Origin of the sequence: Brevibacillus sp. BD137, assembly GCF_041644655.1 — a bacterium.
GTDB classification, from domain to species: domain Bacteria; phylum Bacillota; class Bacilli; order Brevibacillales; family Brevibacillaceae; genus Brevibacillus; species Brevibacillus brevis_D.
The window spans coordinates 166,778-190,192 of record NZ_JAOTNO010000003.1; the positions used below are offsets into that span (position 1 = coordinate 166,778).

Sequence of the window (23,415 nt, forward strand, 5' to 3'; positions counted from 1 at the left end):
AGACGAGCTCTTGCTATCGTCTCACTCCGATAACAACCCGCTCGATCCCCGCCAAATCTGGAACAATCTCAACCTCATCCATGACACCGGATGCCCTCATCAATGCCGCTACATCCCCAGCCTGATAAATGCCTACTTCAAACGCTACGACCGCTCTTTCTTTCAATAGATTCGGCAGCGCCTCACACAGGAGACGATAGCAATTCAGACCATCTTCGCCGCCATCCAGAGCCAAGCGAGGTTCATGTACGCGCACCTCATCGTCCAGCTCCTCGACATCACGACTCGGGATATACGGTGGATTCGATACGAGGACGTCTACCTTTTCGCCTGCTTCCAAAAGTGGCTGCACCAAATCCCCTTGTAGAAAGCGGACATCTGCCCCAAGACGACTTGCATTTTCCCGTGCAATTGCCGTTGCCTCAGGAGACAGGTCCACCGTAGTCACCCGCCATTGCTGTTTTTCTAGCGCGAGCGTAATGCAGATGGCTCCGCTCCCTGTGCCGATATCCACCACCGCTAGCTCTTCGCTCTCAGGCCAAAGCTTTGTAGCGGCAGCCATCACTTGCTCTACCAGTATTTCCGTTTCCGGTCTTGGGATCAGCACGCCTGGTCGCACCGTAAAAGGACGCCCGTAAAACTCCTGTTCGCCAAACATGTATTGCAATGGCTCGTTATTCGCCCTGCGCACGCACAGTCCGTCCAGCTTCACCAATGTTTCTGCATCGATTGAATCCGTCATCGCCATTAAGAAGCGCGTCCGATCCCAGTCGAGACAATGACGAATCATTAGCTCCGCTTCGAACAAAGGATCCTTTGTCCCTTTTTCCCGCAAAAAGGAAGAAGCCCGTAATAGGGCTTCTCGAATCGTCGTGACATCAGACCAATCAAGCTGAGTGTGCATGGCTTTTCAAAAGCTCCGTTTGTTCATGCATGATCAGGTTGTCGATCACTTCATCCATTTCGCCTTCCAATACCGATTCCAGTCGGTGCAGGGTCAGACCGATGCGGTGGTCAGTCACGCGGCTTTGTGGATAGTTGTACGTGCGGATGCGCTCGCTTCGGTCACCAGTACCCACCAAGCTTTTGCGCGTAGCATCTGCTTCCGCATTTTGTTGTTGCATGTAGAAATCATACAGACGAGCACGCAATACACGCAACGCTTTGTCTTTGTTGGAATGCTGGGATTTCTCGTCCTGACAAGAAACCATGATCCCTGTAGGAATATGCGTTACGCGAACCGCAGACTTGGTCGTGTTAACGCTCTGACCGCCCGCACCACTGGAGCAGAACGTGTCGATGCGGATATCTTTTTCGTGTACTTCCACTTCCACGTCTTCTGCTTCTGGCAGAACCAGTACAGTCGCAGTAGAAGTATGGATGCGTCCACCGGACTCAGTAGCCGGGATACGTTGCACACGATGCGCACCGCTTTCGAATTTCATTTTGCTGTAAGCACCGCGACCAGACAGCGAGAAGACAATTTCCTTGTATCCGCCGATATCGGTTGGGCTTGCCTCCAGCACTTCAATTTTAAAAGCGTTACGCTCCGCAAAACGTGTGTACATACGGAAAAGCACGGCTGCAAACAGTGCAGCTTCATCGCCACCCGCAGCACCGCGGATTTCCACAATCACGTTTTTCTCATCGTTCGGGTCTTTTGGAAGCAACAGGATCTTCAAGCGATCTTCTAGTTGTTCCTTGCGTGCTGACAATTCATTGAGCTCGAGCTTGACCATTTCACGCATCTCGTCATCCAGCTTCTCTTCCAGCATCGCTTTGGCGTCATCGATTTGACTCACCACTGATTTATATTCACGGTATGTCGTTACCGTCTCTTCCAACGAAGATTGTTCCTTAGACAGTTCTCGCAAGCGTTTTGTATCACTAATGACGTCGGGGTCACATAGGAGGTTGGTTACTTCTTCAAAACGCTCTTCGACTGCAGATAAGCGTGTAAACATTTTTATTTCACCCCATCGCAAAGAATAATTGCCTTTTGGCGCAGGCGAAGCCTTGGTAGCATGTATGTTAGATATGAATTGCGATAAATATGCTATCTACCATAAAAACGGTTATAACAGATAAATTATAGGAGGAAAGGCGCAAGAAGTCAAAGTGCATTATAACTGGAAATGTTTTACCGATGCCAAACAGGCCCGGCAATGCCGAGCCTTGCTACATACGTCCTGCTCACCTGTCAGCGATGGTAACCGTCATGCGAGGTTAAGTGAAAATCGTAACGCGGGAGTCTTTCCTGAAGAAGCGAAATCACCTGCTGCTCGATGGTTCGCGCCTGATTCGCAGTGATGTTATGCACAAGGTCAAGAGTAACATATGCATTGGCATCGCTGAGTGTGATGCGAGCGTTTTCCACACCTTTTACCGACATGGCCATTCTTTCCATATTAGTCACGTCGACTGGGGTATTACGTGAGTTCCAATGGCCGATAATCATGTTCGGATTTTGGTTGCGTCCCATTAACGAGTCACGATCCGCAGCAACAGGCGCACGGCCTTGAAGTGTATGGCCGCTTTGATCCCCTCTGATCTTCATATTGTGCTGCGTATTCCTCACATCCGTACTATAGCTCTGTTGCTTAGCCGTATTTCCCCCGCATCCGACAGTTAGGACAGTTGTAAGTACAACCAAGCCCAGAACGACACGTGAGCTGCTCAAAAGCCAATTAGGCTGTGTCCGCATGAAAAAGCCACCTCCTGTTTTGCTTAGTCTGTGCATCGCCTCTAGGGCTCATGCACGGGACAAACAGGGGGTGGCTTATGCTTGCTTTCTTTATTTATTCGACAACTGGAGGGGTGTAGTAATGCTTGCGACAGACGCTGCTGTATGTATCATTTCCAGCAATTTCAATCGTCTCCCCAGAGTAGACGGGCTGTCCATTTTTGAACTTGAGAATATGCGTCGCCTTTTTATTGCAATACACACAAACTGTTTTAATTTCTTCTACTTTATCAGCCTCGCACAAAAGGGCGGCGCTGCCAGGGAAGAGCTCATTCTTGAAGTTTTTCAACAAGCCATAGACGATGACGGGGATTCCCAGCTTGTCCACGATCCTGACGAGCTGATCCACATGATGGCGGCTGATGAACTGAGCCTCGTCAACCAACACGCAATGCGGCTTGACTGATTCTGCCTCTACGATTTGGTACAAATCGGTCTCTTCGCTAATCGGAATCGCTTCTCGGCTAATCCCCACACGTGAAGCAACTTTTCCCACGCCATAGCGATCATCAACTGCTGGAGTAAACACTACTACTTTTTTCCCCGATTGCTCGTAGTTGTGGGCAACGGTCAATAACTGAATGGATTTGGAAGCATTCATCGCTCCATACCGAAAATATAGTTGTGCCACGTCTCTATCTCCCTTTGCCTAAAAGTTGTTACTCAGTCTTTGCATGGCGATCTTTTGCCTCCTGGAACAAGACCATGGCCCGCTTTCTTCTTTGTGCATGGTCCACACAAGGAAGCGGGTAGTCGAAGCCAATCTTGCAGCCAGCTTGCTCTTGGATATGCTCCGGCATGTCCCATGGTTTATGAATATATTGTAGAGGTACTTCACGCAGTACGGGAAGATATTTTTTGACGAAAACACCGTCTCGATCAAACTTTTCCCCTTGTGTGACAGGATTAAAAATCCGGAAATACGGTTGCGCATCGGTACCAGTGGAAGCACTCCACTGCCAGCCCCCGATGTTTGCCGCTTCATCGAAATCAATCAACTGCTGTGCAAAATAGGCCATTCCCCAACGCCAATCCACAAGCAAATCCTTTGTCAAAAAAGAAGCAGTAATCATCCGCAGCCGATTGTGCATCCATCCTGTCTCATTCAACTGCTTCATAGCAGCATCCACAATCGGATAGCCCGTCTCCCCTTGACACCAACGGACAAACAAATCCTTCTTGTTTTCCCAAGCGACCTCTTCAAATTGTGGCAGGTAGGCATGGTTAGTCGTGTGCGGATGGAAATAAAGCACCTGCTGATAAAATTCTCTCCAAATGAGCTCTGTAAGAAAAGCTTCGATCGAGGTAACCTGCTCACCCCGCGCAGAAGCAAGCACTTCCTGTACGCGATGATACACCGTTCGTATAGACAGCGTACCTATGTTTAAGGCAAAAGATAATCGGGATGTCGCATTCACCCCTGGAATGTCGCGTTTTTCTTTGTACGTATAAATGTCTCTATCTAAAAATTGCTGCAATCGTTTCTCCCCGAACTGCTCGATTTCCCACTCGGTGCCCATCGGTCGGTCCCTTCCAAACTCTTCCACAGTAGGAACTGGCTCACTCGGCAACTCCTTCAACCGATCAAATAGAATCCATCTTGTCGGCTGAGGGAATGGCCGATCTTTGGGGAGCGTCTGCCAAACGCGGCGATACGGGGTAAAAACCGCATACGGCGTTCGCTGCTTCGTCATAATTTCCCCAGGCTCATGCAAAACCAAATCCTTACATGCATGGACAAACACGCCGTGCCTGCTCAACACTTCTGATACGAGCTCGTCTCGCTTGCGAGCGTCTGGCGTATAATCCCGATTGAAAAACAGCTTTTCTGCACCCGTCTCTTGCGCTAATTGACAGAGCACTTGCTGTGGTTCGCCGCGGCGAATCAATAGACGACCTCCCAGTTGAACCAAAGCGTCGTCGAGTGCAGCTATTGCGGAAAAATGCGCATGGAGTCGCTTATCTCCTACAGCCGCAGAAAGACAAAGCGAATCCTCCACTATATAAACAGGAATAATCGGATCACCTGTGAGCATGGCTGCGTGCAGAGCAGCATGGTCGTGCAAGCGCAGATCCCGACGGAACCAGACTATGGCAGTCATCGTTTGTCCTCCCGAAAAAATCAGTGCCAGAAAAAGACAAAACCAGGCAGATTGCTCTACCTGGTTGCTCCCATACATTCTGCTTATTACAGATTGTATTTGCGTTTGAAACGGTCTACACGGCCGCCTGCATCAACGAATTTTTGTTTTCCTGTGAAGAAAGGATGGCAGTTGGAGCAGATCTCCACTTTCAACGCTTGTTTCACGGAACCCGATTCAAATTCGTTACCGCATGCGCAGCTAACTGTTACTACGTTGTACTTAGGATGAATGTCTTGTTTCATCTCTTCTACACCTCTTTCCGCCCTGAATCGTTTGCCGAAACAGAGTTATATAAACACATATCAGATAGTAGCATGAAACACTGTCGAAATGCAACTGGTTGGCCGATTACGCCATGTTTTTCCTACGCTGGAGTTGATCTGGTGGAATATGTGTAAACGAACCGATCACGACATCTGGCAGTTCCTGCTGATAAATTTCGATAGCTTGCTTCATGCCGAATACTTCGCCTTGTGCTTTTGGAATCATCGCCAAGTAGCTCTCTGGATCGATATTCAGATTTCGCAGCTGAATCAGCTTAATGCCTGTTCTGCGGATGAACTCGATCATCGCTTCCATTTCCTCTTCGCGGTCAAACACGCCAGGGAAGCACAAGTAGTTAATGGACGTATACACACCTTTGGATGCAGCGTACTCAGCAGAACGCGCTACATTTTCCAACGTGTAGTTGCGTGGGCGGTAGTAAGCATTATAGTGTTCGTCAATCGCACTGATAATACTCACGCGCATCAGATCAAGTCCGGCATCGACAATGCCCTTGATATGATCCGTCAAGCCAGCATTCGTATTGATGTTGATAAAGCCCATATCTGTCGTTTCCCTTACTCGACGCATAGCAGGAACAATGATGGAAGCCATCGTAGAAGGCTCACCCTCACATCCCTGTCCGAAGCTGATGATGCTCTCCGGTGTCTTCAGGTGGTGCAGCATGACTTCCACCAGCTCGTCCTCTGTGGGCTTGAAGTTCATCCGCGTCTGTGGAGAAGGGAATCCACTGTCATCTGGTTGCTCGGAAATACAGCCGTAGCAACCGGCGTTACAGGTATAGGAAACAGGTAAGCTGCCTTCCCAGCGGTTGAAAAAGTTATTGGAGGCCGTCAAGCATTCGTACTCCAACGCACAGTGGGACAAGTGGTTCAAAATGCGGTTTTGCGGAAACGTCTCCAACGTCTTTGCCACTCGCTGGCGCAGCTCATCCATCGGGAAGTTCAACGGGTCCCATTTGTAAATATCGTCACTCGCACGTCCCGTTACCCAGAAACGGTTATCCTTCCAGACGACTGCGGAGTAACCAAACAAAGGCAGCTTGCTTTCCTTGTTCGTTTTCACGTAGCCTGGCAGCAAGAGCCTTGTAATTCCTTGTGGCACAAGTGCACCTACTGCTGTACAACCATCCAACTTGACCATTTCACCTGTGTCAGGGTCCATTCCGATCGGCTCGGTGTCCGGCAAACTGACCAACGTCGATCCTTCCGGGAGCGGGATCAGTTCTTCTTCCAGAATTTCTGTCAATATATCTCCGTTACGAGCCACTGCAAAAAGACCTGGGTGGTCGTATACATTGCCTTTTTCATCTGCGTAAACTAAATACATGGGAAAATCGCCTCGCTTCTTTGCTTTGCCCATTGTATCGCATTGAAAAAGCAATGTAAATTGTATAGGGTTACCTGCCAAGATAGGGAAGTGGATTGATTGGCACATCATCCTGTCGTACTTCAAAGTGCAAATGGTAGCCCGTAGAGTTCCCAGTTTGCCCCATGTATCCCAATACCTCACCCGCTTCTACGGTTTGACCTGGTGACACCAGCAGCAGACGCATATGCGCATAAAAGGTTTGCAAGCCATCTCCGTGATCTATCACAACCATCCGCCCGTAGCCTGACCGATTGGCGCCAGCCTCCACAACAACTCCTGCCCTCGCTGCCAAAATCGGGGTCTTTGATTCCTGTTCATTCCACAAATCTACACCCTTATGTGTTTTTCCCCAACGCGCTCCAAATCCACTTGTAATCGTAGCTTCTCTGACAGGCCAACTTAGACCGCCGCGAATCCTCGTGATGACTTGCCGACTTGCAGCTTGAACGGCACTTCGCTTCTGCTCCGGATCATTGCCCAACATCGGATTGCCTTTAGCGATAGGAACATACACGACCTGTCCTACATACAGGTTGTCCGACAGCCATTTTAGCAGCGGATTTCGTTCGATTAACGATTCCCGACTCACACCGTACCGCCTTGCTATGTAATCCAGCGTTTCTCCCTGTTTCACCATATGTCCGACTTCATCACGCTTGATGATTAGCTTCATGCCTACGCTTAACAGATGGGGATTCGTAATGCTATTCGCTTCTACCAGATTTTTCAGAGAAAGACCGTAGCGCTGGGCGATACTGGATAGCGTATCTCCTTGCCGAACAGCGTACACCACTGAATTTCCTTTCGTTGCTGGTGCAGGTGAAGCCAGACTGGCATAGGGATTAAACGCTTGAAATAGCGCTTGCTCCACGACCGCTTGTTTCGCTTCCATCTGTGACTCCACCGGAGCGCTAACTTGCACGTACTCCATGAAGCATCTCCTCCTTCTTTTCCAGCTCCCTTCCTAACGGTATGCCAACGCCACAAAAAAAATGACGGTGAGTCATCATGAACTCACCGTCGTGCTAGCTGCTTTCCCTCTGCCTTGTTGCTTAGACTCTAGGGTTTGCAAAAATTCTTCGTTTGTTTTTGTATCTGCCAACTTTTTAATAAAGGAGTCTACAAACTCATTTGTTTCATTCATGTTTTTCCGGATCATCCACAGCTTATCCAGCTCTTCTTTGGTGAGCAGTAGCTCTTCGCGGCGCGTACCCGAACGGCGGATATCGATCGCTGGGAAAATTCTGCGCTCCGCCAGCTTGCGATCCAAATGAAGCTCCATGTTTCCGGTTCCTTTGAATTCTTCATAGATCACATCGTCCATACGGGAGCCGGTCTCAACCAAAGCAGTCGCCAAAATGGTCAAGCTACCGCCTTCCTCAATATTGCGCGCTGAACCAAAAAAGCGCTTCGGACGATGGAAGGCTGCCGGATCAATACCACCGGACAACGTTCGACCACTTGGAGGAATAACCAAGTTGTAAGCACGAGCGAGACGTGTAATGGAATCCAGCAGGATCACCACGTCTTTTTTGTGCTCAACCAATCGCTTTGCACGCTCCAAGACAAGCTCAGCAACTTTGATGTGATTCTCAGGCAACTCGTCAAAAGTCGAGGCAACTACCTCTCCTTTGACAGATCGCTGCATATCCGTTACCTCTTCCGGGCGTTCATCAATGAGCAAGACAAACAAGTGGATATCCGGGCGGCTTTCGGTAATGCTGTTGGCAATTTCTTTGATCAGCATGGTTTTCCCCGCTTTTGGCGGAGCCACAATCAATCCGCGCTGACCCAGTCCAACAGGAGAGAGAAGATCCATCAGGCGAGTGGAAACACGTTCAGGGGCTGTCTCCAGTACGAGCTTGGTTTGAGGATACAACGGTGTCAATGCGGGGAAATGAAGACGCTCTGCGGCTGTCTCAGGGTCTTCTCCGTTCACTGCCTCTACTTGAAGGAGTCCAAAATAACGTTCATTCTCCTTCGGTGGTCTTGCTTTTCCTGATACCACATCCCCCATCCGCAGATCAAAACGGCGAATCTGCGACTGGGAAATGTAGATATCTTCTGAGCTGGGTAGATAGTTAATGGGGCGGAGGAAGCCGTATCCCTCCGGCAATATTTCGAGAACCCCCTCCATAAACATAAGACCATCCCGCTCCGCTCTTGCCCGAAGAATCGCGAAAATCAATTCCTTCTTCTTCAGCTGGGAGTAGTACGGAATATGGTATTCCTTAGCCAGCTTATAGAGGTCGGTCAGCTTCTTTTCTTCTAGTTCAGAAAGTAACATACATCCACCACTCTTTATTTACTCTTGAAAAAACCTAGCTCAACTAATACATGCAAAAATGATTTTCTTACAAACCGTTGCGTTCTAAGCGGTGGTTCCCTTCAATGAAACGTACCGTTCCGGTTTTCGCACGCATAACAACGGAATTGGTTGTCGCACGAGTTCCTTGGAAGCGAACCCCTTTTAGCAATTCACCATCCGTTACACCTGTCGCTGCAAAAATGGCGTCATCACCTTTTACCAAATCATCCATGAACAGTACTTGATGAGGGTTCGTCAATCCCATTTTGACACAGCGTTTAATCTCATCTTCATTTTGTGGCAAGAGCTTGCCCTGAATTTCTCCCCCGAGACATTTCAAGGCAACAGCAGCAAGAACACCTTCAGGAGCTCCTCCAGAACCGAACAAAATGTCTACACCTGTATCAGGGAAAGCGGTATTGATCGCAGCGGCTACGTCTCCGTCAGAGATGAGTCGAATACGCGCACCTGCCTCACGAATTTCGTGGATCACCCTAGAGTGACGATCACGGTCAAGTACAATAGCAACCAAATCGCTGATATCTTTCCCTTGTGCCTGCGCTACCGCCTTCAGGTTATCGCGAATCGGTGCGTTGATATCGACCTTGCCGACTGCTTTAGGCCCTACTGCCATTTTCTCCATATACATGTCTGGAGCATGCAACAAATTTCCCCGGTCTGCGATTGCAATGACCGAAATCGCTCCCCACGTACCTTTCGCGAGGATATTTGTTCCCTCCAAAGGGTCTACAGCCACATCGACTGCCGGAGCCACTCCCTGGCCCAGACGTTCACCGATGTACAGCATTGGTGCTTCGTCCATTTCGCCCTCACCAATTACTACGACGCCATCCATCGGCACTTTCATAAATTCATTGCGCATTGCGGTCGTTGCCGCATCGTCAGCCTCATCTTTTTTTCCGAGACCCATCCAACTGGCAGAAGCCAAAGCAGCAGCTTCAGTCACACGTACCAGTTCAAGTGTTAAACTGCGTTCCATTCTGGAAGACTCCTCTCCTGGTGATTGGTTAACGCTGGTGGTTTTCCATGCTCTGCAGGCCTACCCGAGTAATATCGGCTCCCAAGGCTTGCAGCTTGCCCACCAAGTTTTCGTAGCCACGATCTATATGTTCGAGTCCTTCTAATTCTGTCGTGCCGTTCGTTGCCAAGCCGGCAATGAACAAAGCTGCTCCCGCACGCAAATCTGAAGCTATCACCTTGGCACCATTCAGTTTGCTGCCGCCTTCGATGACAGCGGATCTTCCTTCAATCTTCAAGGAAGCTCCCATGCGGCGCAGTTCATCTACATGTCGAAAACGCGAGCTGTAAATATTGTCCGTCACGATGCTTGAGCCTTTGGCAAGAGTCAGCAAGGTCGTGATCGGCTGCTGGAGATCCGTTGGAAAACCCGGATACGGACTCGTTTTCACATCGATTGATCGATAAGAATCATGTCCGATGACTTGAATACTGTCATCCTGCTCTACCACTTGCGCACCGATTTCGCGCAGCTTGGCCGTTACAGACTCCAAATGTTTCGGAATAACATTCTCCACCATCACGTTGCCGTTTGTAGCCGCTGCCGCAATCATGTACGTCCCCGCTTCGATCCGATCAGGGATAATCGTATGACGGCATCCGCGCAAACGTTCTACGCCTTGAATGCGGATCATGTCCGTTCCGGCACCTTTGATGTTTGCTCCCATATTGTTGAGCAAGGTTGCTACATCGACGATCTCAGGCTCACGTGCAGCGTTTTCAATAATGGTCACACCGTCTGCTTTGGCAGCAGCCAGCATGATGTTAATGGTCGCACCCACACTGACCAGATCGAGATAAATTCGTGCACCCTGCAAACGCCCATTTTGGGCACGGATAGTCATGACGCCGTTTTTGTTCTCCACTTCGGCGCCCATCGCTTCAAAGCCTTTGATATGCAAATCTACTGGACGCGGGCCCAAATCACAGCCACCTGGCAAGCCAACCTGGGCTTCACCGAACTTGGCGAGCAAGGCTCCCCACAAATAGTACGAAGCACGAAGCTTTTTGATGCGACCATTTGGCATGAGCATCAGCCTCATACTGCGTCCGTCTACTTCCATCCAGTCTTCTTCGAACAGCACGTCAGCTCCCATTTCCTGCAAGAGCTCGTGATAAATACCTACATCCTGAATACGGGGGAGATTCTCAATAACAACGGGTCCATCTGCCAGCAACGCTGCTGGTATGAGTGCGACTGCGCTGTTTTTTGCTCCGCTGATGGTCACCGTCCCCGCGAGCGGTTTTCCACCGTTGATGATCAGCTTATCCATGCTTTGCTCTCCTCAGGCGTAATCGGGAAAGAAGCACCTTCCCCAATGGAAAAGGTGCTTGGACTTTCAACACGTGTCCTTATTTTTGCATGCTTGCCCAGTCAGCTAGGAATTTCTCCAAGCCACTGTCTGTCAGTGGATGGGCAATGAGTTGTTTGAAAACTTTCACTGGAATGGTAGCGAAATGAGAACCACGGCGGGCTGCCTCCGTTACGTGAACAGGGTGGCGCACAGATGCCGCAATGATTTCGGTATCGATACCGTGAACTGAAAAGATTTCTGCAATATCTTCGATCAATTGCATACCATCTTGACCAATATCATCCAAGCGTCCCAAGAACGGAGACACGAAGCTCGCACCTGCGCGCGCAGCCAAAAGTGCCTGGTTCGCGGAGAACACCAACGTTACGTTTGTTCTGATTTTGCGTTTGGCAAAATACTTGGTTGCCTTCAAACCTTCTGCGGTCATTGGCAGCTTGATGACGATGTTTTTCGAGAGAGCAGCGAGCTTCTCTCCCTCTTCGATCATGCCTTTTGCATCTGTACTGATGACTTCGGCACTAATCGGACCGTCAACAATATCGAGAATTTCTTTTAGGGTTTCTACAAAATCGCGTCCTTCTTTGGCAACCAGAGACGGATTTGTCGTTACGCCCGCCAGAACTCCCCATTCGTGAATTTCGCGGATTTCTTCAACGTTTGCTGTATCAATCAAAAAACGCATGATTATCCTCCCAGTTACGCGCGGTTGCTGCTTCCGAACAAGCGCATTTTTCCTTTGACTACTTCCTTGATCGCATCGCGAGCAGGGCCCAGGTATTTGCGTGGGTCGATCTCATTCGGCTTGGCAGCCAGCACTTTGCGAACTGTTTCCGTGCATGCGACTTGGCTTTCTGTATTTACATTGATTTTTCCTACGCCCAAACGGATGGATTCGATAATCGCTTCGTCTGGTACGCCGGAACCACCATGAAGAACGATCGGCGCTCCAATGTTGCTCGCTACTTTTTCGATAATGTCGTAGCGGATTTTTGGAACCCCTTTGTACATACCGTGTGCTGTACCTACAGCAATCGCTACGTAGTCTACTTTTGTTTCTTCCCAGAAGCGGATTGCTTCCTCAGGATTTGCCAGAGTGGCATCTTCCTCGTCAACAGACAAGTCGTCTTCCACCCCGCCGATGGTACCGAGTTCACCTTCTACCGATACGCCAACAGCGTGAGCAGCCTCTACAACCTGTTTGGTCAGGCGAAGGTTATCTTCAAACGAATGATGGGAACCATCGAACATAACAGAAGAGAACCCTGCACGAATACACTTCATAACCATGTCGAAATTGCTACCATGGTCAAGATGCAAAGCAACAGGAACTCCTGCGCGTTCAGCAGCCACTTTTGCAATCGCTACTGTATAATCGATCCCCATGTATTTCAATGCACCCTCAGAAACACCAAAGATCACAGGCGATTTTTCTTCCATCGCAGCTTCCGTAATCGCTTGAGTAAACTCCAGATTGTTCAGGTTAAATTGTCCGACGGCGTATTTATGCTTTTTGACGTCTTCGGTAAAAGCGGTCATAGGTACCAGTGGCATTTTGTAAATCCTCCTCTAGCAGACTTCAGTCATGTGGCTTATTATACCACAGACAAGCATTTGTTAACAGGGACGCTTGTACCCTGACCTTTGCAGTCTGTTCCTAACAAGCTAATTGCTGATGTACTGCCATTCGTAGTTCATCAATATCAAACGGCTTTGTAAAATGAGTCAATGCTCCCAGTTGTGTTGCTTCTTTGATCATGTCCAGCTCTCCGTAAGCTGTCATCATGATGACTTTGATTTCTTGATTGATCTTCTTGATGTGTTTCAAGATCTCAATACCATCCATCCCAGGGATCTTCATGTCGAGGATAACCAAATCTGGTGATTCTTTTTCCACGATTTCCAATGCCATTTTCCCGTTTGCTGCCTGAAAGGTCTTGTACCCTTCTTTTCCCAGCACCTCATACAGTAAAATGCGAATCCCATACTGGTCATCCACAACCAGTACCTTTTTATCTTGTTTGTCGAACATTCTGATTCCCCCCTGACGAATGCGTTTTCTTAATTATTATGGGTTCGCCTAAAATCAGGAAACTCCTTCACGTTTTTTGCTGAACGTCAACTTAAAATTTCCTATGGGCTTCATTTCGAGTATAATGGGAAAAACTAATTTCCCCTACACACAAGGAGCCAGATACTCACTATGGATGCTCTGTGGCTGATTTGCTTGTTAACTTTTATTATCCATACGACAGAGACACTTACCTTCGGAATCCGTTTTGCAGGGGTACAAACGGGCAGGATCGCTGTAGCGTTGTCTCTGGTCGGGATTGTATTGCTCCTCTCCCGTACCTCCAACCTGATTCAAGGACCCTTCACTGGGGGATTTATGGACCAAGCTGCAATCCAACACTTTGATCCTAGCATGTATTTGCACGTGATTATTGCAGCGTCCTCGCTCGGAACCTTAGCAGCTATCGTACTGTTTCCCACTTTTGTCCAAATATCGAAACGAATGATCTCGCACTTGGAGACAGCGGGCTCGATTCCGCAAATGATTCGGACGGCAGTTACTGTAGAAACTATCCGACGCGTCCACCATCATGTCCGGATTCCTAGCTGGCAAGCCATCTCACGCTTTCGAATCAAAGGCGTTCCCAAACGATTGCTGTTATTAAATGCATTGGGGACAGCGATCTACACAAGCAGTGTACTATCTGTGTTGTACGCGACATTGCTAGCCCCAGATTACAAAGCAACCGTTCTGATGTCTTCCGGATTAATCAACGGCTTTGCCACGATTTTCATGACGATTTTGGTAGACCCGCAAATTGCCCTTTTGACAGAAAAAGCGATGCAAGGGAAAACCACGCAGCAATCGATTCGCGACATGTACCTGTGGCTGATGATCTCGCGTTTTATCGGAACGATCTTGGCTCAATTCCTGCTCATTCCCTCCGCCTACTGGGTTGCTTGGCTATCTCCCTTGTTCCATTGATCTGCTTTAAAAAAACACAAGACGCACCTGCGACCATACATCGCGGGTGCGTCTTTCTATTTATCGACCTATGTTATTTGTTCAGGGAAGCCTTCACGAAGTCACGGAACAGTGGCTGCGGACGGTTCGGACGGGATGTGAACTCTGGATGGAACTGTGTCGCTACATACCATGGATGTTCTGGAACTTCCACGATTTCAACCAGACGACCATCTGGCGTTGTACCCGCAAAACGCAAGCCCATTTGCGCCAATTGATCACGATATTCGTTGTTCACTTCATAGCGATGACGATGACGTTCATAAACCAAGGTGCTTCCGTATGCAGCCTCAGTCAGCGTGCCTTCTTCCACTTTGGTTGGACCGAGACCCAGACGCATGGTACCGCCCTTGTCCTCGATATCTTTTTGCTCTGGCAAGAGGTCAATCACCGGATACGCTGTATTCGGGTTGATCTCGGAGCTGTTTGCGCCATCCATACCCGCTACGTGGCGAGCGAACTCGATCACAGCGATTTGCATACCCAGGCAAATTCCGAGGAATGGTACTTTATTTTCACGAGCATAGCGCGTAGCGATGATTTTACCTTCGATACCACGATCGCCAAAGCCGCCTGGTACGAGGATACCATTTACATCACCGAGCAGTTCGCCAACATTCTCTGGCGTAACTTCTTCCGCGTGCACCCATTTGATTTCTACTTTGGAGTCGTTCGCATAGCCACCATGGTACAGCGCTTCTGCTACGGACAAGTAAGCATCATGCAATTCTACATATTTACCAACGATTGCAATGGTAGTCGTTTTGGACAGGTTTTTGATTTTCGTTACGAGTGATTTCCACTCTGTCATATCCGCATCCTGGCAAGTCAGACCCAAGTGGCGGCATACGTAATCGTCCAAACCTTGTGCTTGCAATTGCAGTGGTACATCGTAAAGGCTATCAGCATCTACACATTCCACTACCGCGTTTTTATCGATATCACAGAACAGAGCCAGCTTGTCTTTCATTTCTTGCGTCATCGGTTGCTCGGTACGTGTCACGATCACATTTGGTTGAATACCCAAGCTGCGCAGTTCTTTCACGCTGTGTTGCGTAGGCTTGGTTTTCATTTCACCTGCTGCCTTGATGTATGGTACCAGGGTTACGTGAATGTACATGACGTTTTCACGACCGATGTCACTTTTGATCTGGCGGATGGATTCAAGGAATGGCAAGCTCTCGATATCCCCAACAGTTCCACCGATCTCGGTAATCACTACATCTGCCCCGGTTTCGCGACCTGCACGGAAAATGCGATCTTTGATTTCGTTCGTGATGTGTGGAATAACTTGAACGGTTCCTCCCAAATAGTCGCCACGGCGTTCTTTGGCGATGACAGTCGAGTAAATTCTACCAGTTGTCATATTGGAGTTAGCGCTCAGGTTGATATCGATAAAGCGCTCATAGTGGCCCAAGTCCAGGTCTGTTTCCGCACCATCATCCGTTACGAAAACTTCCCCGTGTTGATACGGACTCATCGTTCCCGGGTCAACGTTGATGTACGGGTCACACTTCTGGATGGTTACCTTCAGACCCCTATTTTTTAAGAGTCGGCCCAGAGAAGCCGCTGTAATTCCTTTTCCCAACGAGGATACAACCCCGCCTGTCACAAAAATATACTTCGTCATCGTTAACGTCCCCTCTTTCCCTCACCCTTAAGTTGTTATAAAAATCGAATGAAGACGGCTCCAAAAAAAAGAAAAACAAAAGCGAGTCCTATCCCGTAAAGAAATGGGGTAGGGGCACTTTTGTTTTATAGTTTCCCATATTTGATCCTTCTTCATGTGAAGCCCAAGGAGTATTTTATCTGTCCCTCAAGCGGAAGTCAAGGATCTATTTCTCGTCTTCGTCGTCGGGCTCTTCGTCGGATTCCTCTTCCTCAAGCTCTTCGTCCTCTTCGAACATCTCATCCTCTTCGTCTTCGAGTTCTTCCTCGTCGATTTCTCCATCGATTTCTTCTTCTTCGATTTCAGAATCTTCGTCGACGAATTCCTCTTCGTCCTCAAAGATGACAACATCGTCTTCTTCGTATTCTTCGACACCTTCGTCTTCGGTATCGTAATCGTCGAAGTCGTCTTCCGTGACGATTTTCTTCTTCTTCGTTCCGCCACCCTCTTGAGTTTCCTCCACGGTGTCGGTTGGGTACCAACGCTTCAATCCCCATACATTGTCACCGAGGCACACGAAACGGCCATCAATGTTAATTTCTGTGTATACTTGCGCGATGATTGCCATGAGTTGTTCATCAGTCAGCTTGCGCACTGCAACCAGTTCATTCATCAGCTCGCGGAAGTTGTAAGTGCGGTTAGTTTGACGCAAAATTTCATACGCAATGTCAACTAACGCCATCTCACTCAGTTTCTCGGAATCAATATGAGCAAACAATTGACTCACTCAGGGCACGTCCTTTCCATATGAAAACGATTGATTTGAATACTGACCCGGTGCCCTGTTCGGGGGACGCAGGCTTGTATAAGTCATTCATAAATGATATCGATTTCTTTGATTGTACATCGTACAACATAAGAAGGCTATCATACAGTATTCCTTATTTTAGACGAAAATGCAAGGCTTTCAAACGGGGGCCGCCTAATTCTTGTCGACATCAAAACCAAAGACATCCCTCGGCAATCGCTACCGAGGGATTTGTCTTACATATTTCTGCGGTATTGGCCGCCCACTTCATACAGGGCAGCACTGATTTGTCCAAGCGATGCTACTTTTACCGTCTCCATCAGCTCGGCAAAGATGTTCTCTCCCGCCATAGCCACTTCCTGCAAGCGCCGCAATGCAGCCGCAGACATATCCTTGTGGCGCTCCTGGAATGCACGGAGATTTATGATTTGCTGTTCTTTTTCCTCTTCGGTCGCACGAGCCAGTTCAATCTCGTAATCGTCCTCGGATGCATTCGGGTTGATAAAGGTGTTTACCCCAATAATTGGAAGCTCACCCGTATGCTTTTTCATCTCGTAATACATGGACTCGTCTTGAATTTTGCCGCGCTGGTATTGAGTCTCCATCGCCCCCAGCACGCCTCCGCGAGAACTGATCCGCTCAAACTCTTGCATAACTGCCTCTTCTACCAGATCAGTCAACTCGTCGATGATGAATGCCCCTTGAAGCGGGTTCTCATTTTTTGCGAGGCCCATTTCCTTGTTTATGATCATCTGAATTGCCATCGCACGCCGCACAGAGTTCTCTGTTGGGGTCGTAATCGCTTCGTCGTATGCATTCGTATGGAGAGAATTACAGTTGTCGTAAATAGCAATCAAGGCCTGCAGGGTCGTTCTGATGTCGTTGAAATCCATCTCCTGCGCGTGCAAGGAACGTCCAGATGTCTGGATGTGGTACTTCAGCTTTTGGCTGCGGTCATTTGCACCATAACGATTTTTCATCACCGTTGCCCAAATACGGCGAGCCACACGTCCAATCACGGTGTATTCCGGATCGAGACCATTGGAGAAGAAGAAGGACAGGTTCGGCGCAAAGTCATCGATGTTCATACCGCGGCTCAAATAGTACTCGACATAGGTAAATCCGTTAGACAGCGTAAACGCAAGCTGCGTAATCGGATTCGCCCCCGCTTCCGCAATATGGTAGCCAGAAATGGACACGGAGTAGTAGTTCCGCACTTTCTGGTCGATAAAATACTGCTGGATATCCCCCATCATCCGCAAGGCAAATTCTGTCGAGAAGATGCACGTGTTTTGCCCCTGATCTTCTTTCAAAATATCTGCCTGAACGGTTCCACGAACAGTCGACAGCGTGTACGCTCTGATCTGCTTCGCTTCGTCCTCGGTAGGCTGACGCCCTTCTTTTTGGACAAAAGCATCCAGCTGCTGCTCAATCGCCGTATTCATGAACATGGCCAAAATCATGGGCGCAGGACCGTTGATCGTCATGGACACAGAGGTGCTAGGTGCACAAAGGTCAAAGCCGGCGTACAGCTTTTTCATGTCATCCAAGGTGCAAATGCTGACCCCACTCGTACCGATTTTTCCGTAAATATCCGGGCGATAGTCAGGGTCCTCACCATACAGCGTTACCGAGTCAAAAGCCGTACTGAGTCGCTTCGCTTCATCATTTTGAGACAGGAAGTGAAAGCGTCTGTTCGTCCGCTCTGGAGTACCTTCGCCCGCAAATTGTCGCTTGGGATCTTCTCCCTCGCGTTTAAACGGAAATACTCCTGCGGTATACGGGAACTCCCCTGGGACATTTTCTTTTAACGACCACTTTAAAATTTCGCCCCAATCCTCGTAATCAGGGACAGCTACTTTTGAAATGCGTGTACCGGACAAAGATACGCTGAACAGCTGGGTAACCAATTCCTTGTCGCGAATTTTCGTGACGAATTGATCCTTCCGATACGCTTCCTTAAGCTTGGGCCAATTCTCCAGAATACGTCGGCACTCTGGATGCAGCTTTTCTTCAAAGAGAACGATTTGTTTATCGAGTACCGCCACCAGCTCGGCAGCTGCAGAATCTCCAGAGGCAAGTACGGTCTCCTTTGCACCCTGCAATTGGAACAGCTTGCGGGCAATCAACGACTGCTCTTCGGCATAGGCACGGTATTGGCGGACGGTGTTGGCAATGTCCTGCAAATAATTGATTCTCTCTGTCGGAATCAACGAAGTTTTATGAATCTTTACAGGAGTCGTATCCAAATGCTCTACAGACCAGTCAACGCCAGTCTTTTCTACAATTCGATGCATCAGGGCAGCAAACAACACATTCGTTCCCGGATCGTTGAATTGGCTCGCAATCGTACCATACACAGGAACCTTCTCATCCGGTAGCTCAAAAAGCTGATGATTGCGTCGATATTGCTTGCGAACCTCGCGGAGAGCGTCCTCTGAGCCTTTGCGCTCAAATTTGTTGATCGCGATCACATCAGCGAAGTCGAGCATATCAATCTTTTCCAGCTGAGATGGTGCCCCGAATTCACTGGTCATGACGTACATGGAGACGTCGCACACTTCTGTGACCTGCGCATCCCCCTGACCAATCCCGCTGGTTTCCACAATAATCAGATCAAAATGGGCAGAACGCGTTACTTGAATTGCGTCTTGTAATGCAGCAGACAGCTCCATGCCTGATTTGCGGGTAGCGAGACTGCGCATGTAAACACGCGGTGTCGAATTGGCATTCATACGGATGCGGTCGCCAAGTAACGCTCCACCTGATTTTTGCTTGGATGGATCGACGGACAAGATCGCAACCGTCTTCTCGGGATAAACGCGAATAAATCGACGAACAAGCTCATCAGTTAATGAGCTTTTTCCTGCACCACCCGTACCTGTAATCCCTAATACCGGTATGGTTGAATCAGCTTCCACTAAGCTTTCTCGGAGAGGTTCTGTCCATACAGGCTGGTCCACTGCATACTCCGCAACGGAAATAAGCCGGGCAATCGCCTGATGGTTTTGCTCGCGCAAGCCTGCTACTTCTTCCTCCAGCTGCTTAACGGTTGGGAAGTCGCTACGTCTGATCATGTCGTTGATCATGCCCTGTAAGCCCAATCGTCTGCCGTCATCTGGCGAGTAAATTTTACAGACTCCGTACTCTTCCAATTCCCTTATCTCGCGTGGAACGATAACGCCGCCACCGCCACCAAAAACACGGATATGCTCTGCTCCCCGCTCGCGTAATAGATCAATTACGTATTTGAAATACTCCACATGACCGCCTTGGTAGGAACTAATGGCAATCCCTTGCACATCCTCCTGGACAGCGGCTGTTACAATATCGTCAACAGAGCGGTTGTGTCCGAGATGGATAACCTCTACTCCCGACGATTGTAAAATACGGCGCATGATATTAATCGAGGCATCGTGACCATCATACAGACTGGCTGCGGTCACAAAGCGTACCTTGTTTTGCGGACGATACACTTCCGTTTCCATCGTTCCACTCTCCTTTTTATACGTTTAAAAAGGAGGAAAAACAGGGCCAAGCAGATCAAGGCGCAGTAGACGCGAAGTATGCTTGGCACCCTATGTTTTCCAGACTTTTCAAACTCTCTTCTTAATCGGAGACACTGATTTCGCGAAGCAACAGGGCAATTTGCTTCTCTGTGTACTCCTCAATGGTATAGTGCTTTTTCAATGCCCAGCGGCGGAAGACCCACATTTCACCCAGCACCATGATGTTGTCTGCCATCAGCTTGACGTTCTTTTCGTCAATGCGCAACGAACCATCGGCAATCCCTTTTTCCAGGATTTCGACGAAAATATGCGAAATGGCTTCTTCACGCCCTAATACGTAGCGGAGTGTTTCTTTTGGCAATGATTTGGCTTCCTGATAAATAAGCAAAACGCGGTCGCTCATCTGATCCATTACGCGGATCAAACTTTTTAGTGCTACCTTTAATGTTTTCAAGCCTGTTCCGTTGAAGTTGATAGCTTCACGCAAGCGCGTCTCCATCTCCGCATGAATGGCATCGCAAACAAGATAGAGAACGTCTTCTTTTGACTCGATATACTCGTACAACGTACCAATACTAAATCCAGACGCCCGGGCAATCTCCCTTGTCGTCGTTTTATGAAAACCTTTATTAATGAAGAGATGAACGGCTGCCTCAATAATCTGCTCTCGTCTTCTTTCGATCAGTTTTGGGTCCTTTACCAGGGACGGTATCGTTTTTCTCTTGTCAGACACTCCAAATCCACCTTTCCAACCGACTGAGCGTTTGGTCAGACGCCTCATAGAAAAGAAGGCGCAAACACTCTACTTTTGTATCATCGCAGATCATTATACGCGAGTAAGAGCACAAAGCCAAACTTTTCTTTTCTATGTGTGTCATCGTGTTGGAAGACGGGACAGCTTCCTACTCTTTTAGCAGGAAATTGCTGATCACGACACGTTGGATTTCATTTGTTCCTTCATAGATTTGTGTAATTTTGGCATCACGCATAAAGCGCTCCACAGGATATTCCCGGGTGTAGCCGTAACCTCCGAAAACTTGAACAGCCTCGGTTGTCACTTCCATTGCTGTATCTCCTGCAAATACTTTGGACATCGCAGATGCTTTGCCATATGGTAGACCTTGATCCTCCAGCCACGCTGCTTGGTAAGTGAGCAAACGGGATGCCTCGATTTTCGTTGCCATGTCTGCCAGCTTGAACTGGATTGCCTGCAAGGAAGCGATTGGTTTGCCGAACTGACTGCGTTCTTTGGCATAATTCCGTGCATGCTCGTACGCCCCTTGTGCAATTCCCAATGCTTGAGCGGCGATACCGTTTCTTCCACCGTCCAACGTCATCATCGCAATCTTGAACCCTTGGCCTTCTTCGCCCAGTCTATTTTCTACCGGCACGCGCACATCTTCAAAGTTAACCGCAAGTGTTGGCGAGGAACGGATACCCAGCTTTTTCTCCTTTTTCCCCATCGTGAAGCCATCCATGCCTTTTTCAACGATAAAAGCCGTGATGCCCTTATGATTCAATTCTGGTTGAGTGACCGCAAATACGATGTAGATTTCTGCTTCACCTGCATTGGTAATGAAGATTTTGGTGCCATTTAAAATGTAGTGATCGCCATCGCGTACGGCTGTCGTGCGCATTCCAGCAGAATCAGAGCCAGACCCCGCTTCGGTCAAACAGTACGCGCCCATCTTCTTGCCTTCTGCTAATGGACGCAAAAACGTTTGCTTTTGCTCCTCTGTCCCGAATTTGTAAATCGGCCAGCTCGCCAAGGAAACATGTGCAGACAGTGTTACACCGATGGAGGCATCCACACGGGAGAGTTCTTCCACTGCAATGACGTAGCTCAGGTAATCTGCACCTGCTCCGCCGTATTGCTCCGGCCAAGGAATCCCTGTCAGTCCAAGCTCAGCCATTTGCTCAAAAATGGAACGATCAAAGCACTCTTCTTCATCGCGCTCGGCTGCTGTCGGAGCTACTTGATTCTCTGCAAAGTCGCGAATCATTTTGCGCATCATGTCATGTTCTTCCGTCAGTTGGAAATTCATATGGCTCACTCCCCCACGTGCTTTTCATTTTTCTATTAATCAGCAAGCAAATGCTTGGCGATAACGATTCGCTGAATTTCGTTGGTGCCCTCATAAATTTGCGTTACTTTCGCATCCCGGAATAGACGCTCAACCGGATATTCTCTGGTGTAGCCGTAGCCGCCAAAGATTTGTACGGCTTCTGTGGCGAGCTCCATCGCGGAGTCAGTGGCAAAGCGTTTTGCCATCGAGGCTTCCATTCCACAAGCAATTCCTTGACTGCGCAACCACGCCGCTCGGTATACCAGCAATCGGGCTACTTCTGCTTTCGTCGCCATGTCAGCCAGCTTGAAAGCGATGGCTTGCTGCTTGGCAATCGATTGTCCGAACTGCTTGCGTTCCTGCGCGTACTCTGTCGCGTATTGGACTGCAGCTTCGCAAATACCAAGCGCTTGTGCAGCAATCCCGATACGACCGGAATCCAGATTCGCCATTGCGATACAGAAGCCTTCCCCTTCCTGTCCAAGCAGGTTGGCAGCCGGTACACGGGCATTGTCGAATACAAGCTCTGTTGTATAGGAACCGTGAAGTCCCATCTTCTTTTCCTTTTTCCCAACCGTGAAGCCCGGTGTATCCTTGTCTACGATAAAGGCCGATATTCCCTTGGGTCCTTTTGTCGAGTCAGTAACGGCAAAGGTGATATAGGTATCAGCCTCCCCGCCGTTCGTAATGAACACCTTGTTTCCGTTCAGGATGTATTCATCGCCTTTTTTCACGGCTGTGGTTCGGATACTGCTCGCATCAGAACCTGCATGCGGCTCAGTCAAGGCAAAAGCTCCGAGGTATTCCCCACTCGCAAGCTTGGTCACGTATTTGCGTTTTTGCTCCTCGGTACCGAAGTAGAGAATCGGGTTCGTCCCGACAGAGGTATGCACGGACAAAATGACACCTACTGTCGCACTCACTTTGGAAATCTCGTGAATGGCCAAAATGTAGGAAATAAAGTCCGCTCCCGCTCCTCCCCACTCTTCGGCAATCGGAATGCCCATGAGCCCCATTTCGCCCATCTTTTTGAGGATCTGACGTGGGAACTGGTCCGTCTCCTCCATCACCGGAACGAATGGTGCGATCTCTTTCTGGGCAAAGTCTCGTACCATGCGGCGCATCATCTCTTGCTCTTCGTTCAATCGGAAATCCATGTCCGTCCTACCTTTCTGCGAAATCTT

Annotated in this window: 21 protein-coding genes; 1 reads left to right on the forward strand and 20 read right to left on the reverse strand. The window is 48.8% G+C overall.

Annotation, left to right across the window (positions count from 1 at the left end; genetic code table 11):
- Positions 1-13 precede the first annotated feature (13 nt).
- The 14 genes from prmC to ODZ53_RS07540 all read right to left on the reverse strand — a co-directional run bounded on the left by prmC (position 14) and on the right by ODZ53_RS07540 (position 13,234).
- On the reverse strand, positions 14-904 hold the full coding sequence (gene prmC / locus ODZ53_RS07475) for a peptide chain release factor N(5)-glutamine methyltransferase (RefSeq protein WP_372676512.1): 891 nt from the start codon (positions 902-904) through the stop codon (positions 14-16).
- Entirely contained in the window at positions 888-1,964 is a 1,077-nt protein-coding gene (gene prfA / locus ODZ53_RS07480) for a peptide chain release factor 1 (RefSeq protein ID WP_015893647.1), read from the reverse strand. Before prfA ends, prmC begins: the two co-directional genes overlap by 17 nt.
- Positions 1,965-2,200: 236 nt before the next feature.
- Positions 2,201-2,704: a hypothetical protein gene (locus tag ODZ53_RS07485; protein ID WP_064200385.1), complete on the reverse strand. Its 504-nt coding sequence runs from the start codon at positions 2,702-2,704 to the stop codon at positions 2,201-2,203.
- 94 nt (positions 2,705-2,798) lie between these two features.
- Positions 2,799-3,374, reverse strand: coding sequence for a thymidine kinase (locus tag ODZ53_RS07490; protein ID WP_015893649.1), 576 nt, complete (start codon positions 3,372-3,374; stop codon positions 2,799-2,801).
- A gap of 28 nt (positions 3,375-3,402) precedes the next feature.
- Positions 3,403-4,845 carry a cryptochrome/photolyase family protein gene (locus ODZ53_RS07495; protein ID WP_372676513.1) on the reverse strand — a complete coding sequence of 481 codons (1,443 nt, stop codon included), beginning with the start codon at positions 4,843-4,845 and terminating at the stop codon, positions 3,403-3,405.
- Between the two features lie 86 nt (positions 4,846-4,931).
- Positions 4,932-5,129: a 50S ribosomal protein L31 gene (rpmE, locus tag ODZ53_RS07500; protein WP_015893651.1), complete on the reverse strand. Its 198-nt coding sequence runs from the start codon at positions 5,127-5,129 to the stop codon at positions 4,932-4,934.
- A 106-nt stretch (positions 5,130-5,235) separates the two neighbouring features.
- The gene (locus ODZ53_RS07505) at positions 5,236-6,501 is read right to left on the reverse strand and encodes a radical SAM family protein (protein ID WP_026043394.1); all 1,266 of its coding nucleotides are present in this window, start codon (positions 6,499-6,501) and stop codon (positions 5,236-5,238) included.
- 70 nt (positions 6,502-6,571) lie between these two features.
- The gene (locus tag ODZ53_RS07510; protein WP_087341772.1) at positions 6,572-7,474 is read right to left on the reverse strand and encodes a M23 family metallopeptidase; all 903 of its coding nucleotides are present in this window, start codon (positions 7,472-7,474) and stop codon (positions 6,572-6,574) included.
- 75 nt (positions 7,475-7,549) lie between these two features.
- The gene (gene rho / locus ODZ53_RS07515) at positions 7,550-8,830 is read right to left on the reverse strand and encodes a transcription termination factor Rho (protein ID WP_015893654.1); all 1,281 of its coding nucleotides are present in this window, start codon (positions 8,828-8,830) and stop codon (positions 7,550-7,552) included.
- 67 nt (positions 8,831-8,897) lie between these two features.
- Complete coding sequence (gene glpX, locus ODZ53_RS07520) at positions 8,898-9,851, reverse strand: class II fructose-bisphosphatase (protein ID WP_142498006.1); 954 nt, start codon at positions 9,849-9,851, stop codon at positions 8,898-8,900.
- A gap of 28 nt (positions 9,852-9,879) precedes the next feature.
- Positions 9,880-11,163: a UDP-N-acetylglucosamine 1-carboxyvinyltransferase gene (locus tag ODZ53_RS07525; RefSeq protein WP_142498007.1), complete on the reverse strand. Its 1,284-nt coding sequence runs from the start codon at positions 11,161-11,163 to the stop codon at positions 9,880-9,882.
- 79 nt (positions 11,164-11,242) lie between these two features.
- Positions 11,243-11,887, reverse strand: a complete 645-nt coding sequence (gene fsa, locus ODZ53_RS07530) for a fructose-6-phosphate aldolase (protein WP_064200381.1) — start codon at positions 11,885-11,887, stop codon at positions 11,243-11,245.
- A 14-nt stretch (positions 11,888-11,901) separates the two neighbouring features.
- Entirely contained in the window at positions 11,902-12,756 is an 855-nt protein-coding gene (gene fba, locus ODZ53_RS07535) for a class II fructose-1,6-bisphosphate aldolase (protein WP_016740164.1), read from the reverse strand.
- A 103-nt stretch (positions 12,757-12,859) separates the two neighbouring features.
- Positions 12,860-13,234 carry a response regulator gene (locus ODZ53_RS07540; RefSeq protein ID WP_007725537.1) on the reverse strand — a complete coding sequence of 125 codons (375 nt, stop codon included), beginning with the start codon at positions 13,232-13,234 and terminating at the stop codon, positions 12,860-12,862.
- Positions 13,235-13,405: 171 nt separating this feature from the next.
- On the opposite strand from ODZ53_RS07540, the gene ODZ53_RS07545 reads away from it, so the two are divergent.
- Positions 13,406-14,200, forward strand: coding sequence for a lipid II flippase Amj family protein (locus tag ODZ53_RS07545; RefSeq protein ID WP_372676514.1), 795 nt, complete (start codon positions 13,406-13,408; stop codon positions 14,198-14,200).
- 73 nt (positions 14,201-14,273) lie between these two features.
- On the opposite strand, the gene ODZ53_RS07550 is transcribed toward ODZ53_RS07545, so the two are convergent.
- From ODZ53_RS07550 to ODZ53_RS07575, 6 genes are all read right to left on the reverse strand, one after another.
- The gene (locus tag ODZ53_RS07550) at positions 14,274-15,869 is read right to left on the reverse strand and encodes a CTP synthase (RefSeq protein WP_015893660.1); all 1,596 of its coding nucleotides are present in this window, start codon (positions 15,867-15,869) and stop codon (positions 14,274-14,276) included.
- A 205-nt stretch (positions 15,870-16,074) separates the two neighbouring features.
- Positions 16,075-16,635: a DNA-directed RNA polymerase subunit delta gene (rpoE, locus tag ODZ53_RS07555; protein WP_173604520.1), complete on the reverse strand. Its 561-nt coding sequence runs from the start codon at positions 16,633-16,635 to the stop codon at positions 16,075-16,077.
- A gap of 257 nt (positions 16,636-16,892) precedes the next feature.
- Positions 16,893-20,144, reverse strand: coding sequence for a fused isobutyryl-CoA mutase/GTPase IcmF (icmF, locus tag ODZ53_RS07560; RefSeq protein ID WP_372676515.1), 3,252 nt, complete (start codon positions 20,142-20,144; stop codon positions 16,893-16,895).
- A gap of 121 nt (positions 20,145-20,265) precedes the next feature.
- Positions 20,266-20,898, reverse strand: coding sequence for a TetR/AcrR family transcriptional regulator (locus ODZ53_RS07565; protein WP_007725542.1), 633 nt, complete (start codon positions 20,896-20,898; stop codon positions 20,266-20,268).
- Positions 20,899-21,067: 169 nt separating this feature from the next.
- Complete coding sequence (locus tag ODZ53_RS07570) at positions 21,068-22,210, reverse strand: acyl-CoA dehydrogenase (protein ID WP_015893664.1); 1,143 nt, start codon at positions 22,208-22,210, stop codon at positions 21,068-21,070.
- 35 nt (positions 22,211-22,245) lie between these two features.
- Positions 22,246-23,388 carry an acyl-CoA dehydrogenase gene (locus tag ODZ53_RS07575; protein WP_173604523.1) on the reverse strand — a complete coding sequence of 381 codons (1,143 nt, stop codon included), beginning with the start codon at positions 23,386-23,388 and terminating at the stop codon, positions 22,246-22,248.
- Positions 23,389-23,415 lie beyond the last annotated feature (27 nt).

Bases quoted from the DNA above. Each gene is read 5' to 3' on its own strand.
- prmC (WP_372676512.1), bottom strand. From the start codon at position 904: ATGCACACTCAGCTTGATTGGTCTGATGTCACGACGATTCGAGAAGCC.
- prfA (WP_015893647.1), bottom strand. From the start codon at position 1,964: ATGTTTACACGCTTATCTGCAGTCGAAGAGCGTTTTGAAGAAGTAACC.
- ODZ53_RS07485 (WP_064200385.1), bottom strand. From the start codon at position 2,704: ATGCGGACACAGCCTAATTGGCTTTTGAGCAGCTCACGTGTCGTTCTG.
- ODZ53_RS07495 (WP_372676513.1), bottom strand. From the start codon at position 4,845: ATGACTGCCATAGTCTGGTTCCGTCGGGATCTGCGCTTGCACGACCAT.
- rpmE (WP_015893651.1), bottom strand. From the start codon at position 5,129: ATGAAACAAGACATTCATCCTAAGTACAACGTAGTAACAGTTAGCTGC.
- ODZ53_RS07505 (WP_026043394.1), bottom strand. From the start codon at position 6,501: ATGTATTTAGTTTACGCAGATGAAAAAGGCAATGTATACGACCACCCA.
- ODZ53_RS07510 (WP_087341772.1), bottom strand. From the start codon at position 7,474: ATGGAGTACGTGCAAGTTAGCGCTCCGGTGGAGTCACAGATGGAAGCG.
- rho (WP_015893654.1), bottom strand. From the start codon at position 8,830: ATGTTACTTTCTGAACTAGAAGAAAAGAAGCTGACCGACCTCTATAAG.
- glpX (WP_142498006.1), bottom strand. From the start codon at position 9,851: ATGGAACGCAGTTTAACACTTGAACTGGTACGTGTGACTGAAGCTGCT.
- ODZ53_RS07525 (WP_142498007.1), bottom strand. From the start codon at position 11,163: ATGGATAAGCTGATCATCAACGGTGGAAAACCGCTCGCGGGGACGGTG.
- fsa (WP_064200381.1), bottom strand. From the start codon at position 11,887: ATGCGTTTTTTGATTGATACAGCAAACGTTGAAGAAATCCGCGAAATT.
- fba (WP_016740164.1), bottom strand. From the start codon at position 12,756: ATGCCACTGGTACCTATGACCGCTTTTACCGAAGACGTCAAAAAGCAT.
- ODZ53_RS07540 (WP_007725537.1), bottom strand. From the start codon at position 13,234: ATGTTCGACAAACAAGATAAAAAGGTACTGGTTGTGGATGACCAGTAT.
- ODZ53_RS07545 (WP_372676514.1), top strand. From the start codon at position 13,406: ATGGATGCTCTGTGGCTGATTTGCTTGTTAACTTTTATTATCCATACG.
- ODZ53_RS07550 (WP_015893660.1), bottom strand. From the start codon at position 15,869: ATGACGAAGTATATTTTTGTGACAGGCGGGGTTGTATCCTCGTTGGGA.
- icmF (WP_372676515.1), bottom strand. From the start codon at position 20,144: ATGGAAACGGAAGTGTATCGTCCGCAAAACAAGGTACGCTTTGTGACC.
- ODZ53_RS07570 (WP_015893664.1), bottom strand. From the start codon at position 22,210: ATGAATTTCCAACTGACGGAAGAACATGACATGATGCGCAAAATGATT.
- ODZ53_RS07575 (WP_173604523.1), bottom strand. From the start codon at position 23,388: ATGGATTTCCGATTGAACGAAGAGCAAGAGATGATGCGCCGCATGGTA.